The organism is Gilliamella sp. B2828, assembly GCF_026537125.1.
Taxonomy (GTDB): domain Bacteria; phylum Pseudomonadota; class Gammaproteobacteria; order Enterobacterales; family Orbaceae; genus Gilliamella.
Window position 1 is genome coordinate 20,521 of record NZ_JAFNMU010000009.1, and the last position, 17,085, is coordinate 37,605.

Sequence of the window (17,085 nt, forward strand, 5' to 3'; positions counted from 1 at the left end):
ATGCTTTAGTCGTTAATATTTACTGAATAATATTAATGTAACGGTTTGATTTCTTATTGTATTGCTATATGGGAATAAAAAATAATATTTCAATACAAGTTAGTAAAATTTATTAATTGTTTGTCTGTTTTTTGTTAAATAAGAGATGTAAAAAAAAGCCTTGATGGATATCAAGGCTTGTAACATAAAGATTATATCAATTTGTTATTATTTAAATAAATCCGTAAATAAGAATTAAGATGACCGCAACAGGAACAATAAATCGAGATACTAATGTCCAGACACTAAACCAAAATTCATTTAAGTTTAATTCTTCACGGATACGTTTTTGATTCATCATCCATGCTCCAAACACTACAGTTCCTAATCCCGTAACAGGTAACATGATTTTACTGGTTAAATAATCCAGTAAATCAAAAATGTTTTTATCAAATAATTTTACGCCTGACCATTCATTAAATGATAATATGCAAGCAATACCTAATGCCCAGATAATAATACTGCTTACTACGGTTGCAGTTTTACGTCCCATATGGGTTTTTTCTTCTAATAGCTCGACGGTTGGTTCAAGCAATGAAATGGAAGACGTTAACGCCGCAAAAGTTAAGAAGATAAAAAATAGGATACCTAAAATGGTTCCGCCAGCCATATTACCAAAGGCAATGGGAAGTGTAACAAAGATAAGGCCAGGACCTTCACCTGGTTGTAAACCGTTGGCAAAAACTAATGGGAATATCGCCATACCCGATAACATAGCGACGATTACGTCTAAGATTACCACAGTACGTGCAGTTGATAGTAAATTTACATCCTTACCAAGGTAAGATCCGTATGCCATCATTATGCCCATTCCTAAGGATAAACTGAAGAACGCATGCCCTAACGCTGCTAACACCGCTGTGCCACTAATTGCTGACCAATTTGGGGTAAATAAGAATTTAAAAGCTTGACCAAAGTATGGACCACTTACATAAGCAGCATAGCCCACTAATACCAATAGTAATATGCCTAATCCTGGCATCATCACTTTACAGCCACGTTCTAAACCTGCACCAACACCTAATGCCACAATAAAGGCGGTAGCAAACATAAATACCGTGTGCCATATGAGTAAACTGTTTACATTACCTAGAAAGTCACTGAATAATTGGCCTGTAATTTCACCATTGGCGCCTTTAAATGCCCCATGAGCTGCAAGCACGATATAATCTGTCGCCCAGCCACCAATGACACTATAAAATGAAAGAATTAAAAATGAGCCGAGAACGCCAATAATGCCTACCCATTTCCAAGACTTAGAACGTCCTTCTGAAATCGCAACATCTTCCATTGTGTGAATTGGATTTTTTTGTCCACGACGACCAATTAACCATTCTAAAACCAAAATAGGTAGGCCGATTAAAAACATAAACAGTAAATAGGTCAACACAAATGCTGAACCGCCCATTTCTCCTGCCATATACGGAAACTTCCAAATGTTTCCTAACCCAACAGCGGAACCCGCAGCAGCAAGCATGAACCCCATGCGTGAGCTCCACTGAGAGTGACTTTTTTTCATAGTACCTGTACTCATGAATTTTTACCTTGTCCTCAAAATAATTATTTAATTGTAGCTTTAATTAATGCCTAACCATTACTATATTAGAAGCATAAAATTACAAATCATGCCATGAAATACAAGGGGAAACAAGAATTCATTATCAATTTTAATCTAACTGTTTATTTTAAAATTAGAATTATTTATTCTTATTAACCTTATTATTTTGACTTTTTATAAGTTTTCCTGTGTTTATACCTATTATTCACTCATATTTTTTTATATTGCATTCAATTTTAGTCTTTTATTCATACTTACCATGACATAAAATAGTATTTTATAGGAAAGATTTTTGGATAGAAGAGATCCCATGACGCAAAATATTGATTTCAAAGAAATAAGTAAGTTTTCTCAGTTAGCAGCTCAGTGGTGGGATCCAAATGGCAAATGCAGACCTTTACACATTATCAATCCGTTACGTGTGGATTTTATTAAACAAGAAGTAGGTTGTTTAGAAGATAAGCGAGTGTTAGATGTCGGATGTGGTGGCGGCATTTTATCCGAAAGTCTTGCAAAATTAGGCGCTGCTGTCACAGCGATAGATCTGGCTGATGAATCCCTGGCAGTTGCTCGGTTGCATGCAAAAGAAAATAACTTGGTCATTAATTACCAAAAGCAAACCGTTGAAGATCATGCTAAGGAATATCCCGCTTCTTATGATGTGATTACCTGTATGGAGTTATTAGAACACGTCCCAGATCCCTTTTCGATAATCCAAGCTTGCGCAACGTTACTTAAACCGAATGGCAAACTCTTTTTATCGACAATAAATCGTAATCACAAGGCAAAATTACTTTTGATTTATGGCGCAGAATATATTGCTCGATTGGTTCCAAAAGGGACTCATGATTTTAACAGATTCATTCGTCCTTCAGAATTAATGCATTGGGTTGAACAAGCTAATTTGGTTGTTGAAGATATCATTGGCATGGAATATCACCTACTTAAAAATGAGTTTAAGTTAGGACCTAACCTTGATATTAATTATATTTTGATGGCGCAAAAAAAACAAATTTGTAAAATGTGATCTGATTCTCATTTTAAATATTTTTTCCATTATTTTTTTTATTTTCCTCTATAATTCCTAATGTTACCGATAACATATTAGATTATTTTAGAGGAAATATTCATGCCATTAATCATTATTGCAATAGGCGTAGCGTTATTGCTTGTTTTAATGTTGCCGCTGCGCGTCAATGGTTTTATTGCGTTAATTCTTGTCGCCTTAAGTGTAGGTATCATGGAAGGTATGCCTGTAATGGAGGTGGTTCAATCCATAAAAAATGGAGTAGGGGGAACACTTGGTAGCTTAGCACTAATAATGGGTTTTGGTGCTATGCTAGGAAAACTATTGGCGGATTGTGGTGGTGCTCAGCGTATTGCAACAACGTTAATTAATACTTTTGGCGATAAAAAAATACAATGGGCTGTTACTCTTACTGGTTTTATTGTTGGATTTGCATTATTTTATGAAGTCGGCTTTGTTTTATTGCTTCCGTTAATATTAACTATTGCCGCAACGCTTCGTATATCACCATTATATATTGGTATTCCTATGGCTGCCGCATTATCTGTTACCCATGGTTTTTTACCGCCTCACCCTGGACCAACGGCCATTGCTGAAATATTTAAAGCTGACATGGGACGCACTTTGCTTTATGGCACTATCATAGGTATTCCAACTGTCATCTTAGCAGGTCCAGTACTTGCTAAAATACCATTTATACAAGCCATTAATCATCCTATTGAAGAGGGATTGTATAATTCTAAACAATTCACTGAAGAACAGATGCCAAGCTTTATTGTTAGTGTATTGACGGCTTTAATGCCAGTTGTACTCATGTCCATTCGAGCGGTATGTGAAATGACATTACCAAAAGGGCATTTGGTACTTCCTTATGTAGAATTTTTTGGTGACCCAATTATCGCTACATTGATTTCAGTTATTGTTGCGGTGTTTACTTTTGGGATTTTCCGTGGTCGTTCGATGGTCCAAATTAATACGACTTTAGCCGATTCAATTAAAATCATTGCGATGATGTTATTAATTATTGGTGGTGGTGGAGCGTTTAAACAAGTTTTGGTTGATAGCGGCGTTAAAGTTTATATTGAAGAGATGATGCATGCGTCCAATATCTCTCCACTTATTATGGCTTGGTTAATTGCTGCCTTATTGCGTTTAGCTCTTGGTTCAGCAACAGTTGCGGCTTTAACGACCGGTGGCATCGTGTTTCCATTAATTGCTTCTACAGGCGTGAGTCCGGAATTGATGGTCATTGCAACTGGAGCCGGTAGCGTGGTATTTTCTCATGTAAATGATCCTGGATTTTGGTTATTTAAAGAGTATTTTAACCTTAGCATTACCGAAACGATGAAATCGTGGTCATTACTCGAAACCGTTATTTCAGTTTGTGGGTTGGTGGGGTGTTTAGCAATCAATACATTTATCTAATTTACTGCATTTTTATTTTTCCTTATTGGATTAACTACTCAGGAATCTTTCTAAAATACCACTGGTCTTTTTGCACAAAAGTAAGTAGAATACATCGGCAATATTTTATCAACAATAAAACTCAATGGTGAATATTGTCATGTCTCGTATAGTAAAAGAAGCCCTCACGTTTGACGACGTGTTATTAGTGCCAGCCCATTCCACTGTTTTACCTAACACCGCTGATATTAGTACGCAACTTACCCAAACCATTAAACTAAATATTCCAATGCTTTCAGCCGCAATGGATACCGTTACTGAATCTGATTTAGCCATTGCGTTAGCGCAAGAAGGTGGTATTGGTTTTATCCATAAAAATATGTCGATTGAAAATCAAGCTAATCATGTTAGACGAGTAAAAAAACACGAAAGCGGTATAGTACAAGATCCGGTAACTGTTTTACCAACAGCCACGATCAAACAAGTGATCGATTTAGCAAAAGAATATGGCTTTGCTGGTTTTCCAGTTGTGACAGAGTCACAAGAATTAGTGGGGATAATTACTGCACGAGATGTTCGATTTGCAACTGATTTATCACTGCCCGTTACTGCGGTAATGACACCGAAAGAACGTTTAGTGACGGTAAGAGAAGGTGAACAGCGTGAGATCGTCCTAAAACAAATGCATGAACATCGCATCGAAAAAGTGTTAGTTGTTGATTCGAAATTCCATCTAAAAGGTATGATCACTGTCAAAGATTACAATAAAGCTGAACAAAAACCTAATGCATGTAAAGACGAAAAAGGGCGTTTGCGAGTGGGGGCAGCAGTGGGAGCTGGTGCAGGAAATGAGGAGCGCATTGCAGCATTAGTTGAAGCTGGTGTTGATGTATTATTAATTGATTCTTCTCATGGTCACTCTGAGGGAGTATTAGAGCGTATTCGACAAGCGCGTAAAGCCTATCCTGATTTACAAATCATCGGAGGAAATGTTGCTACAGCCGAAGGTGCTAAAGCACTCATTGATGCTGGTGTTAATGCCGTTAAAGTGGGTATAGGTCCTGGTTCAATCTGTACAACTCGTATCGTTACTGGCGTTGGTGTACCTCAAATAAGTGCGATTATGGATGCAGTTGAGATGGCTCAAAAACACAATATTCCAGTTATTGCAGATGGTGGCATTCGTTTTTCTGGGGATATTGCTAAAGCCATAGCTGCTGGTGCGGCTTGTGTTATGGTTGGTTCTTTGTTTGCTGGCACAGAAGAAGCCCCAGGTGAGATTGAATTGTTCCAAGGTCGTGCATATAAATCCTACCGTGGAATGGGTTCGCTTGGTGCAATGGCAAAAGGATCTTCCGATCGCTATTTTCAAACAGACAATGCTGCTGACAAACTTGTACCTGAAGGTATTGAAGGGCGTATTGCCTATAAAGGTTTGTTAAAAGAAATCATTCACCAACAAATGGGCGGATTACGTTCTTGTATGGGATTAACTGGATGTGCAACGATCGATGAATTGCGTACTAAATCGAAATTTTATCGCATCACGGGTGCAGGTATGAAAGAAAGCCATGTGCATGATGTTTTAATTACTAAAGAGCCGCCTAACTATCGAGCTGGGGTATAATTTCATTATATCTCTTTTCCAGCCTTGTTTGATTTAAGGTATTTTCAAATAGGTTACTTTATCATTTCAAAAATTTATTGAAATTAAAGGGGCTGATCATGTCCCTTTAATCAATGATACTTTATCATCATACATTTACTTTTGTTGATGTTAACTATAATTAATGTTTGCGAGAAAATTCTGGATTAATAAATAAAATTAAACGGTATAGACTCCTAAATATTTTTTACATAAGGTATTTTTAGAGCATAAAATCGCCATTATTTAAAAAATTCTTTTTTTCATCTGATATTGAGCATTTTTGATAGATTGGTTACCTATGCCGCATTATTTATTTCAAAATGACCAGTTTAATGAGTTGCTCGAGCACGTGGTTGGTTAAAAAATTTGTTTCAATATTGATAGTAAATCCTTTTCGAAATTTGTTTAAAAAAATTAACAAAATTAATGTTTTTGGTAAATATTTTTTTGCGTAAAAAAAATTGATCTGTATTGAATTTACCTATAACATATTACTAATATTCAGTACTTTATAAGGATAAATGGAAAAAGGAAATGAAGAAATTATCAATTGCATTAATTTCGTTGGTACTATTGACAGGTTGTGGTGATAAAACCATTGATGCGTCATCAGCAGAAAACCTAAAAAAATCGATTTCTGAAATGGCAAATAAACTTCAAGACAATCAGCTACAATCATTTAATATCTCAATCGGTAGAATTATGATTAATTCAGCTATTGAAGCAGCTGGCGACGCGAAAAAGAAACAAGAGATTATCAAAAACAAAATTAATGGTAAAACAGCTGCTGAAATAATTAAAATTGGAAAAAATGAAAAATTACCAGGAGAAGCGAACTGAATTTTTTTTAAACTTTAAGATTGCAATATTTAATTACCTGTTAACAGGACATTTAATGTATAGGCATTTATTTTTTAACAATTGTATTTATAACAATTGTTTAAAATAATTTGTTAGATTAATGTTACAGTTCTATTATAAATAATAGGATAATGGTATCAATTTTTAAAAGTTGCAATCTCTGAAGCTATCCCAATTCTTAGTCAGGATCTTGAACATCAATAGATACCTCTTTATTCCACTTCAAAAAGTAACTCATTATAAGGTTCAGCATTCTTTTTTATAATGCTATCTTTCATTATGAGAATTTTAATTTTTTTACTGAAAAAAGATTAAAAATGTTTTTAGAAAAACAAAATAGCAGCCGTAATGACTGCTATTTTTTAGGCATAAAAGCCTAATTTGCAGGGTTATTTTATTGCTTTGGCAACGATTTCTTGTGCTTCTTTTTGTAAAGTTGCTAAATGATCACTATCGATAAAGCTTTCAGCATAGATTTTATATGCATCTTCAGTACCAGAAGGACGAGCAGCAAACCAACCATTTTCGGTAATTACTTTCAGCCCCCCAATTGGTGCATTATTAGCAGGAGCTTTGGTTAGACATTGGCTGATCTTTTCGCCGCCAAGGTTGTCAGTAGTAAGTTGACTGGCATCAAGTTTAGATAATTTTTGTTTTTCATCAAAGGTTGCAGGTGCTTGAATTCGTCCGTAATAAGATACCCCAAATTTGGCTTCAAGTTCTTGATATTGTTCTTGAGGATTTTTGCCAGTTTTGGCAGTCATTTCAGCTGCAAGCAAACAGAGAATAATACCATCTTTATCGGTTGTCCAAACTTTGCCATTCGTTCTTAAGAAGGATGCACCAGCACTCTCTTCCCCAGCAAATCCCAACTTACCGTTATAAAGCCCCTCTGCATACCATTTAAAACCAACTGGATACTCTAAATATGTTTTATGAAGGTTGCTTGCTACACGATCTATCATTGAACTGGTAACTAAAGTTTTACCAATAGCGATATCTTTATGCCATTGAGGGCGATTTTGAAAAAGATAGTTAACACAAGCTGAAAGATAAGCATTAGGGTTCATTAAACCTTTAGGCGTTACAATACCATGACGGTCAGAATCCGTATCGTTGCCAAATGCTAAATCAAATTTATCTTTTAATTGCAATAAACCGGCCATTGCCCATTGGCTGGAGCAATCCATTCTAATTACTTCATCATGATCCAAATGCATAAAGCTAAAAGTTGGGTCAATTTTATTGTTCACCATATTGAGGTTAATGCCATATTTTTCAGCAATACGCGGCCAATAAGTGATAGCTGCACCACCTAATGGATCTACACCTATCTTTAAATTTGAGGATTTAATTAATGCTAAATCTAAAATATTTTCCAAATCATTAATATAATCCGTTTCATATTCTTTGGTATGAATATAAGAAGAGTTGATTGCTTTTTCTAAAGAAACCCGTTTTACACCATTAAGATGATTTTTAAGTAGTTCATTTGCACGATTTTCAATCTGTTTGGTAATATCCGTATCAGCGGGTCCACCATTAGTTGGATTATATTTTATGCCACCATCTTCAGGGGGATTATGCGAAGGAGTAATGACAATACCATCGGCAAGTTGTGATTGTTTATCTTGATTAAATGTTAATATGGCATGTGAAATGACAGGAGTAGGAGTATATCCCCAATCACGCGCGATAACGACGGTTTGCTCGTTTGCAACAAAAACTTCAAGTACAGATTTTAATGCTAATTCAGAAAGGGCATGAGTATCTTGACCAATAAAACACGGACCAGTGACATTATTTGCTTTTCGGTATTCGGCTATTGCTTGAGCCACAGCTAAAATATGCGCTTCGTTAAATGTACCTTTATTAGCACTACCTCGATGACCCGATGTGCCAAAGATCACTAATTGACTGGCATTTTCTGGATCAGGGTTGATTTGATAGTAATTATTTTTCAACATTTCAACGTTAATCAAATCGGCTGGCTTAGCTAATAATCCTGCCCGGCTATGATTTGCCATTTTATACTCCTTTTTCCAAAATTGAATATTTATATCTTAATGCACATCTCTATCTATCTTAGCAATTATGTTGACTATTTAATACACGTATAGCCAGTGCATTATTTTGTTTGTGCTGAAAAAATATTGATGACTTGGTTTATCATGCTTTCCGAAATGCCCATATCACTCATTATTGATTCTAATATATACATTTTTCTAGCAGTATTAGTATTACTTATAACCCAATAAGGTGTTCCTATCACTTCACGTGGCTTGGTATTTTTACCTGATATTTCTAAAGACTTTTTATCTTTAGCTAAATATTGTCGCTTACTGCCATGTAATGATGTGGCCGCTATCGAAAAAAGGGCTGGATTATAGTTATAAAGTGCGCCAAGTAATAATATAAAACGGCTGATGATTGATTTTTCGTTAATAAAAATATCACTATCTAACAAATCATTAAATAATGTGTATTGGGTTTCAGGTTGGGAAACAACGTTAATTTTAGCTTTAACTGGCTGATTGATTTTTAATAAACGTCGCAAAATACTGGATGCATCTTCACCAATATGTTTTGTTTGTGATGCGATAAAATGGTATAATTCTTCGTCAATTTCGATAGTTTTCATTATGTTAGTTATGCCTATTAAATTAATTTACTGGACACACTTGCGTTGCAATGTTGTCGGGTTAATGTAAATTGTTGTTTACTTTATCAGACAAGCAACCATCATTTATTGATTAGGTTATTGCTTTTCGGTTGTCTGTAGTTCTTAGTTTATATTATGACAGGCGGATATCATAACTGATAATATTAAATGAAAAAATAACCGTTTCATATACTAATTGTATGGTAGATAAACTATTGAGCTGAGTATACCTCAACTTGATAATAAATAGTATTATCAATTGATAAAATAATGAAAAGTATATTGTCGTTTTTGTCAAAGAATATTAAGATTAAAATAGTATGAGCTTGCTCATGCTCAATATATATGAGGAATAAATTATGAAAAAAATTGTCACAGCAGCTCTATTAGTTACCCTGCTATCTGGTTGTAGCAACAGTGATATATATTCGGGTGATGTTTATACGACTGATCAAGCAAAACAAGTTCAACAAGTTAGTTACGGTACTGTCGTATCGGTCCGTCCAGTAAAAATTCAAACCAATGCTTCAAATGGTAAAAATGAAAACGTTGTAGGCTCACTAGGTGGCGCTGTGATTGGCGGTGTGTTAGGTAATACCATTGGTAATGGAACAGGTAGAGCTTTAGCCATTGCCACTGGTGCTATTGGTGGTGCGGTCCTTGGCAGTGCAATTGAAGATAAAACTAGTCAAACAAATGCTGTCGAATTGGAAATTGAGCGAGAAAACGGCGGTAATATTGTCATTGTACAAAAAGGTTCTGCTAATGAATTTTACGCAGGTCAACATGTACGTTTAGTAACAAATGGTAAACAAATAAGTGCATCACCACGCTATGGTCGTGCTTATAACAAATAAGAATTATAAAACCATTAACTTTCGCTTACTTGATTGGTGAGCGAAAGTTGAAATTTAAGTCTCATTTATAAAACTTTCATATTCATCATTTCAAGTGAATAATTGATTACTTCTCGAAAATCTTCCTATTTTCAATACCAATTCTGACGTTAATCTTAATATAAAAAAATTGCCTGCATAACCGCTAAAAGATAAAATCAGTTCGTGTCATTAACTGTTAAAAGGAACAATCAGCAATGCGTATATTACATACTATGATTCGAGTTGGAGATTTACAACGTGCCATCGATTTTTATACTCGAGTGATGGGAATGAAATTATTAAGAACCAGTGAAAATACAGAATATCAATATTCACTTGCATTTGTGGGTTATGGTGATGAAACATCCAGTTCGGTTATTGAACTTACCTACAATTGGGGTACAGAACAGTATAATCATGGAGACGCTTTTGGGCATATTGCCATTGGTGTGGATGATGTAGCTAAAATGTGCAATGATGTGAAACAAGCAGGTGGCAAAGTTACGCGTGAAGCAGGGCCAGTTAAAGGGGGTAAAACTGTTATCGCTTTTATTGAAGATCCTGATGGCTATAAAATTGAATTGATCCAAAATGATCAAGCTGATAAAGCATTGGGTAACTAATTAAGTTATTCATTAAATCGCCGAATCATATCGGCGATTCATTCATTTATTGCATAAACTAAGCTTTGTAGATTTGCTATTGGTATTGAACTGCAACTTTTTAATCCATTTATGCAAATACTCAATTATTTTTATTTATTTAGGATTAATAATAAGTTATTTAGTAAGCAATTCTTTGAGTAATTGTTGATTTATTAAGGCTTGCTTTTTTTGTTCTAAACTGGCTGCGTTAATAATAGAATTTAAAGCATTCAAAGAACATTCAAAATCTTCATTGATGATAATGTAATCATATTCATTATAATGAGAAATTTCAGATTGAGCTTTTTGCATTCTTTTATTAATAACAGTCGCATCATCTTGACCTCGTTTAGTCAAGCGATTTTCAAGCTCTTTGAGTGATGGTGGTAAAATAAATATGCTTTTTGCTTGTGGCATTTTTTTTCTTACTTGCTGAGCACCTTGCCAATCAATATCCAAAAAAACATTAATGCCTTGCGATAAGCTCTTTTCAATCTCAGCTTTAGACGTACCATAATAGTTTTCAAAAACATGAGCGTACTCTACAAAAGCTTGCTCATCAATTAATGACTCAAAATGTTTATGATCAACAAAATAGTAATGTTTACCATGTAATTCACCAGGTCTTGGATTCCGCGTGGTATGAGAAATTGAAACTTTAGCAGGATGATGATCCTTTTGTTCTAAATAAGCTCGAATTAAACTTGATTTACCAGCACCACTTGGCGCTGAAATAATAAATAGCGTTCCAGTATACATATCTTTGATTGCCACTTTAATTAATATTAAGTTAGTGTATTGCCATAAAAACCTGTTTGGCGATATTATAGCAAAATTTAACGTTAGTTTGTCTCATATTATTATGAGGGTTGTTTAGTTGATATAAGTTTATGCTAAGTTAGTATATTATTTAAAAATATACTGAAATGTATGCTTAACCTGAATTTTTTTTACAAAAATTATAATTATTATCTGTTGTATCGTTATATTCTTAAGGAAAGAACATGTCATTAACTTTTAAAGAGGGCGTTTACGCTTGTATCCCAACTTTGTTAGGTTACATTGGTATTGGTATTGCGGCTGGCGTTGTTGGCAAATCAGCACATTTATCTGTATTAGAAATCACTTTATTGGCCGTGATTATTTATGCAGGGGCAGCACAATTTATTATTTCCGGATTGATGTTAGTTGCTACACCTATTTCAGCTATTATTTTTACAGTGTTTTTAGTCAATGCTCGCCATTTTTTAATGAGTATGGCGACCGCACCGACTTTCCGAAAGTCCTCATTAATCAACAATATTGGAATTGGTAGCCTATTAACAGATGAAAGCTTTGCTGTGGCAATGAACGCAATCGCTAACAAAAAACCTATTGATGCTGCATGGATGCATGGACTGAATTTAACTGCTTATATTACTTGGATTTTATCTTGCTTTATTGGCGCCTTAATTGGTGAGTGGTTGCCCGATCCTACAAAGTTTGGTTTAGATTATGCTTTAGTTGCAATGTTCATCGGACTTTTGTATTTACAGTTAATCAGTGATAAAACCAAAAGTTTGAGAAATCGACTTATTGCGATGTTAACCGTTGGCGTTTTATTGATTCTGTTATTACGATTTGTATCCTCTGAAATGGCAATTCTGATTAGCACTTTTGCTGGTTGTTTTATGGGCATTACAATGGAGCGTAAAGCATGACTACCTATAGCTTATTGATTATTTTAGGGTGTGGTCTGGTTACTTGGTTACTTAGAGTGATTCCATTTATACTGGTACGCAAAATACAATTGCCCGAAATTGTTATCCAGTTTTTATCTTATATACCTTTGTGCATACTAACGGCTCTTTTTGTTCAAAATCTTTTTATTGCAAAACAGGACGAGTTTCCAGAACTTAATGTTGAGTATTGTTTAGCAGCTATTCCAACTATTTTTATTGCTATTTTGACTAAAAATTTAATGTGGATTGTAATTGTTGGCATGTGCTCTATGGCGGCTATTCGGTATTTTTTGGTTTAAAGATGATTGTTTCAGATAGAAAGAAGCAGGGCAAGAGCCCTGTTTTTTTATGTTCTTTCTTTTGGTTCTAATTTGGCAATTGATCCAAGAATTTTATCTGCCTCAACCGTTTGACCTAATTGATTTAGATAATTTACCATCGCTCTTTTGTAAGTAACGTTATTAACAATTGCCTTAGGTTGTGAATTCCACCATTTTATTAATGCTAATGGATCACTATCGGTTGATAGTTGCTTGATACGACTTACATAGGCAACTTGTTTGAATTGTTCTAATTGCGATTCACTAAACGCCTCTGCTTTATACATAGCTGGCATAAGATCAATTATTGCTTGATAATCTTGTGTATTATAATAGATTTGATCAGCAAGCCTTAATACTTCCGCATTACGTGGTTTCTCATTCAATAACTTTTCAATTGTTGCTTTTGCTGCACTGTATTCACGGTTTTTAATTTGTAAACGTGTTTTTACTAATTGATAAGCTAATAATTCATTAGGCTGACAACGTTTGGCCGCTTGTTCTAGAGATTGATTCGCAGGAATCAATTCGTCGTTGTCAATTTGAGTCTGTGCAGCAAGTAAGAACGATAACGCTGTATTGGTTGAGGCTTTAGCACTTTTCATAAAAAATTTACTTGCTTGCTTATAATCACCTTCAAGCAGTGAAATTTGAGCTTGTTCGAGCCGTTTGGCCGATTTTTTAGGCGATTTTGAGCGTAACCAATTACCTAACATTGTTTTAGAATTAAAGACTTTTTTAAAAAACCAATAGACGACGTATAAACAAAGTAGCCCCAGTAATTCTAATATCATGAAGGAATTAAACGACATACTGATCTTATAATTGGCAACTTCAAAAATGGCTGATCCTTGATGACCTTGTAATAATGGACCCAGAAAAAATCCACCCACTAGCACTAAGAAAATAATTAATATTTTAAGCATCATTATTCTCCTATTTTGCCAACATTGAATGAACACGAGTTCGCATCAATTTTTCTAACTCATTTGTACTTTCTAATTGATTAGGTACAGATTGGTCGCTAATTGATTGGTTTAATAGCGTGTTAAGGTCATCTAAAAAAGTTTTAACACTTGGTGCTTTATCATCAAAATAAGCATTCACCCAAAGTGCAGCATCACTTAGCGCCCTTTGATAAATTAACTCTTGATGTCGAGGTACTGCTTGAGCAGCAATTAAAAGTCGAAAACGAATGTTTTCACGTAGATAAAGTGATTGTTCTAAACTCAATGGATCTTTTAAAATTTGGCATCTCAGCATTTGTTTTTCATCTAAACCTGCTTTAGATAAACAGGTTTTAAAGTTATTGTCTTTTTCATCCATTTTTTCAATGGTAAAAAATTTAGCCAGAAAGGCTTTTGTACTGGTAAGAAAATTACTTGACCAATCTGAAATGGATGAAGTAATACCTTGCTTATCAAGATCAGATTCTGAATTTATGTTTTGCGCACGGGTTATATCGGTATCGGACGGTGCTGTTTGGGTTGGGGTAACTGCGCCATCATGTTGTGTCATGCCTAAATTTATTTGCTTATAATTTCCTACTAAGGGTAATTTATTCAATGACTCTGAAAGCCCAACTAACTGCATGATAATGCCATCATAATCAATAAGACTTACCTTAGAGAGTGAATTAATGTCTTCATTAATCGCTTGTCTTGCTGGTATTAAACTTGGATCATTTGCTTGTGCTAGACTTACATCTGCATTTTTTAATAATAACCGAGCGGTTGCGTAATCGTGTTCATTCCAGATTTTTCTGCCAGCCAAATGCACTAAATAATTAGCTTGTGAAATTAGCCATACACTATAGTTTGTGGCTGACATGGACGTTAAACGCTCATTTATATTATGTATGTTTTGCTCACTGATTTTTGATACATCATTGATTTTATTTGATAACTGTTGTTGTGATTTTTGTTGTTCATTCAATTGATCTTCAACACTCTGTTCAAATGTTTTGATTTTTTGATTCTGTTTATTCACTGCTTCAATAATATTATTTTGGATGTCATGAATAATACTATCTTTGGTAGTTTGTTTTAAATTATTCAGTTCTGTTTGCAAATGAGCAATAGTCTTTTTTTGGTTTTCAACTTGTTTATGACCATGATAAAAAACAAAACCTCCAAGACCAATGGCTAATGCTATTGCTAACAGAGACAGTTTTGATACAGGTGCTTTATTGACATTAGATGATGTGACTTTTTTTTCAACTGTTGGACTAGATTGGGCGGTTATTGATGTTTTATTATCTTCTTTCATAGTTTTGTTCGCTTTATCTAAAGTAGTGATCGTGGATGAATGACTAAATGAGGAGGTGCTAATCGTTGAAAGTGTGGCATTGGCACCATAATATCGTAATGGCATAACTGATCTCATTTAGCGTTGATATAATTAATAATATTATGACATAGAGTTATCTTAGTTTTAAATAAAATTTGCTGTTTGAATTATCAAACTTGCATAATAACTTTTTTTAGCCCACCTTTTTTATTACTTTTAATAAATTAAAAATTTACATATTAAAACACCATAAGATAAAAAAATGCGCTCATTATTTAAGCATGAGTGTTTTAATAATCGGTTGATTTTATTACAAAGGGAAAGAGAAGTTTTGTTTTACTGCATTAAAGATGGTTTGATTGTCGGCACTTTTTATTAATAAAACATTGCGCCATTGTAACTCTCTAGCTTTTGTAAAAATTCTTTGGCTGGTTACGATTAAATGACTCACCGTTTTGTGTACATTACTACTATAGGATTCCAGTTGATTTAGGTGTTCTAGACTGGTAATGATAATAAGTTGTTTTGAGATGTGCTTTGATAAAACATCTTTTCGATAACTCATGGGAATTCGAGTATAGCATTCAATTAATTTTACTTTGGCTTGGCGACGCATTAAAGTTTGTTCCAATAATTTTCGACCAGAATTACCACATAAGATTAGAACTGTACGTTGATTTACAGGATGATTTTGAAGTAACGCTAATAATCCTTCACTGTCTTCTCTATCAGGATAAAAAACGTCAACTTGAGCAAATTGCTTAAATAATTGTGCTGATTTTTTGCCTATTGCAAAATAACTAATGCCCGCTGGCAAGATCAATTTAGTAACATTATGATTAATGGCATGAGTTACTTGGGGTGAAACCACTATCACTATATCATTGGGTAATAGCTGGTTTAACTGATACTGTAATTTAAGAATGTCACGACCTTGTGAAATTTTAAAAAAAGGTAAATGTTGTGCACATAGACCGGCTTGATTAAACAACTCAGTCAATTTTTCACCCTCTGGTGATGGTCTGGTTACAAAAATCATGCGCCCAATAATTCCGTTAAAATTGAACTTGCACCTTTATTTAATAACCATTTAGCAAGTTTTTCACCTAATGATTCAGCTTCGTTTATAGAACCTATGAGTTGATGTTTAATTATTTTCGAACCGTCAACTCGACCAACCAGACCCTGTAAGACTAATTCATCATCATCTTTCAGTTGACAATAACCGGCAATGGGAACTTGGCATCCACCTTGTAGGGCATTATTCATTGCTCTTTCAGCTTGGATACAGGCTCGACTCCTTTTATCGTCAAGAACAGAAATAATGTCCAATGTTTGTTTGTCGTCAGCTCGACTCTCAATACCAATAGCACCTTGACCAACAGCGGGCAAAACTATGTTGGTATCTATGTATTGAGTAATTCTGTGTTCTAAAGATAGACGTTTTAATCCGACGGACGCTAGAATTAAGGCATCATATTGTTCATCATCCAATTTTTTTAGACGTGTGCCTACATTACCACGAAGATCTTTAATGATTAAATGGGGATAATGATTTCGCAATTGACACTGACGCCGTAAACTTGAAGTACCAATAATCGCACCAGCAGGTAACTCATTTAGACTTGAGTATCGATTAGCGACAAATGCATCTCGTACATCATCTCTTTGGCAAATTGTTGCTAGCATTAAACCCTCCGGGAATTGAGCAGGAATGTCTTTAATTGAATGAACCGCAATATCTGCTTCGTTATTTAATATTGCCTGTTCTAACTGCTTAACAAAAAGACCTTTACCACCAATTTTTGATAATGGACTATCAAGTATAATATCACCTTGAGTCACCATTGGTATAAGTTCAACCGTTAAGTTCTTATGCGCTAGTAATAGATTTTGTTTAACAAAATTAGCTTGCCATAATGCTAATGGGCTTTTTCGTGTTGCAATACGAATCTTCAATTCATTTTCCTAATTCGACAAATAGTGCTTTTTGTTGGGTTAACTCGGTTATTTTTATAGGGCTAAGGATGATTT

General features: G+C 34.5%; 16 protein-coding genes. 8 read left to right on the forward strand and 8 right to left on the reverse strand.

Features of this window, described 5'->3' with window-relative positions; all coding sequences use genetic code 11:
• Positions 1–211: 211 nt before the first annotated feature.
• Positions 212–1,573 (reverse strand): sodium-dependent transporter, encoded by a 1,362-nt coding sequence (locus J3U19_RS08465; RefSeq protein ID WP_267341531.1) that lies wholly within the window; start codon positions 1,571–1,573, stop codon positions 212–214.
• Positions 1,574–1,907: 334 nt separating this feature from the next.
• Between J3U19_RS08465 and ubiG the strand changes: the two genes are divergently transcribed.
• The 4 genes from ubiG to J3U19_RS08485 all read left to right on the forward strand — a co-directional run bounded on the left by ubiG (position 1,908) and on the right by J3U19_RS08485 (position 6,516).
• The gene (gene ubiG / locus J3U19_RS08470; RefSeq protein ID WP_324123820.1) at positions 1,908–2,624 is read left to right on the forward strand and encodes a bifunctional 2-polyprenyl-6-hydroxyphenol methylase/3-demethylubiquinol 3-O-methyltransferase UbiG; all 717 of its coding nucleotides are present in this window, start codon (positions 1,908–1,910) and stop codon (positions 2,622–2,624) included.
• A gap of 102 nt (positions 2,625–2,726) precedes the next feature.
• Positions 2,727–4,049 carry a gluconate transporter gene (gene gntT / locus J3U19_RS08475; RefSeq protein ID WP_267341529.1) on the forward strand — a complete coding sequence of 441 codons (1,323 nt, stop codon included), beginning with the start codon at positions 2,727–2,729 and terminating at the stop codon, positions 4,047–4,049.
• A 139-nt stretch (positions 4,050–4,188) separates the two neighbouring features.
• Positions 4,189–5,655, forward strand: coding sequence for an IMP dehydrogenase (guaB, locus tag J3U19_RS08480; protein WP_267341528.1), 1,467 nt, complete (start codon positions 4,189–4,191; stop codon positions 5,653–5,655).
• A 555-nt stretch (positions 5,656–6,210) separates the two neighbouring features.
• Entirely contained in the window at positions 6,211–6,516 is a 306-nt protein-coding gene (locus J3U19_RS08485; protein ID WP_267341526.1) for a DUF6694 family lipoprotein, read from the forward strand.
• A gap of 410 nt (positions 6,517–6,926) precedes the next feature.
• Here J3U19_RS08485 and pgm read toward each other — a convergent pair whose 3' ends face one another.
• Together pgm and J3U19_RS08495 are read right to left on the reverse strand one after the other, a co-directional pair.
• Positions 6,927–8,564, reverse strand: a complete 1,638-nt coding sequence (gene pgm / locus J3U19_RS08490) for a phosphoglucomutase (alpha-D-glucose-1,6-bisphosphate-dependent) (protein ID WP_267341525.1) — start codon at positions 8,562–8,564, stop codon at positions 6,927–6,929.
• 101 nt (positions 8,565–8,665) lie between these two features.
• The gene (locus J3U19_RS08495) at positions 8,666–9,178 is read right to left on the reverse strand and encodes a hypothetical protein (RefSeq protein ID WP_267341523.1); all 513 of its coding nucleotides are present in this window, start codon (positions 9,176–9,178) and stop codon (positions 8,666–8,668) included.
• 377 nt (positions 9,179–9,555) lie between these two features.
• Between J3U19_RS08495 and J3U19_RS08500 the strand changes: the two genes are divergently transcribed.
• A complete protein-coding gene (locus J3U19_RS08500) occupies positions 9,556–10,056 on the forward strand; it encodes a glycine zipper 2TM domain-containing protein (protein WP_267341554.1) in 501 nt (166 codons plus the stop codon).
• Between the two features lie 236 nt (positions 10,057–10,292).
• Entirely contained in the window at positions 10,293–10,700 is a 408-nt protein-coding gene (gloA, locus tag J3U19_RS08505) for a lactoylglutathione lyase (protein ID WP_267346038.1), read from the forward strand.
• A 156-nt stretch (positions 10,701–10,856) separates the two neighbouring features.
• On the opposite strand, the gene gmk is transcribed toward gloA, so the two are convergent.
• Positions 10,857–11,480 (reverse strand): guanylate kinase, encoded by a 624-nt coding sequence (gene gmk, locus J3U19_RS08510; protein ID WP_267341520.1) that lies wholly within the window; start codon positions 11,478–11,480, stop codon positions 10,857–10,859.
• 245 nt (positions 11,481–11,725) lie between these two features.
• Here gmk and J3U19_RS08515 point away from each other — a divergent pair, with 245 nt between their 5' ends.
• The gene (locus J3U19_RS08515; RefSeq protein WP_267341519.1) at positions 11,726–12,421 is read left to right on the forward strand and encodes an AzlC family ABC transporter permease; all 696 of its coding nucleotides are present in this window, start codon (positions 11,726–11,728) and stop codon (positions 12,419–12,421) included.
• A complete protein-coding gene (locus J3U19_RS08520) occupies positions 12,418–12,741 on the forward strand; it encodes an AzlD domain-containing protein (RefSeq protein ID WP_267341517.1) in 324 nt (107 codons plus the stop codon). Before J3U19_RS08515 ends, J3U19_RS08520 begins: the two co-directional genes overlap by 4 nt.
• Positions 12,742–12,788: 47 nt before the next feature.
• On the opposite strand, the gene J3U19_RS08525 is transcribed toward J3U19_RS08520, so the two are convergent.
• The 4 genes from J3U19_RS08525 to hemC form a co-directional block, all read right to left on the reverse strand.
• Entirely contained in the window at positions 12,789–13,691 is a 903-nt protein-coding gene (locus tag J3U19_RS08525) for a heme biosynthesis HemY N-terminal domain-containing protein (RefSeq protein ID WP_267341516.1), read from the reverse strand.
• A 7-nt stretch (positions 13,692–13,698) separates the two neighbouring features.
• On the reverse strand, positions 13,699–15,135 hold the full coding sequence (locus tag J3U19_RS08530) for a uroporphyrinogen-III C-methyltransferase (RefSeq protein WP_267341515.1): 1,437 nt from the start codon (positions 15,133–15,135) through the stop codon (positions 13,699–13,701).
• A gap of 226 nt (positions 15,136–15,361) precedes the next feature.
• A complete protein-coding gene (locus J3U19_RS08535) occupies positions 15,362–16,090 on the reverse strand; it encodes a uroporphyrinogen-III synthase (RefSeq protein ID WP_267346040.1) in 729 nt (242 codons plus the stop codon).
• Positions 16,087–17,010, reverse strand: coding sequence for a hydroxymethylbilane synthase (hemC, locus tag J3U19_RS08540; RefSeq protein ID WP_267346041.1), 924 nt, complete (start codon positions 17,008–17,010; stop codon positions 16,087–16,089). Before hemC ends, J3U19_RS08535 begins: the two co-directional genes overlap by 4 nt.
• Between the last annotated feature and the right edge of the window lie 75 nt (positions 17,011–17,085).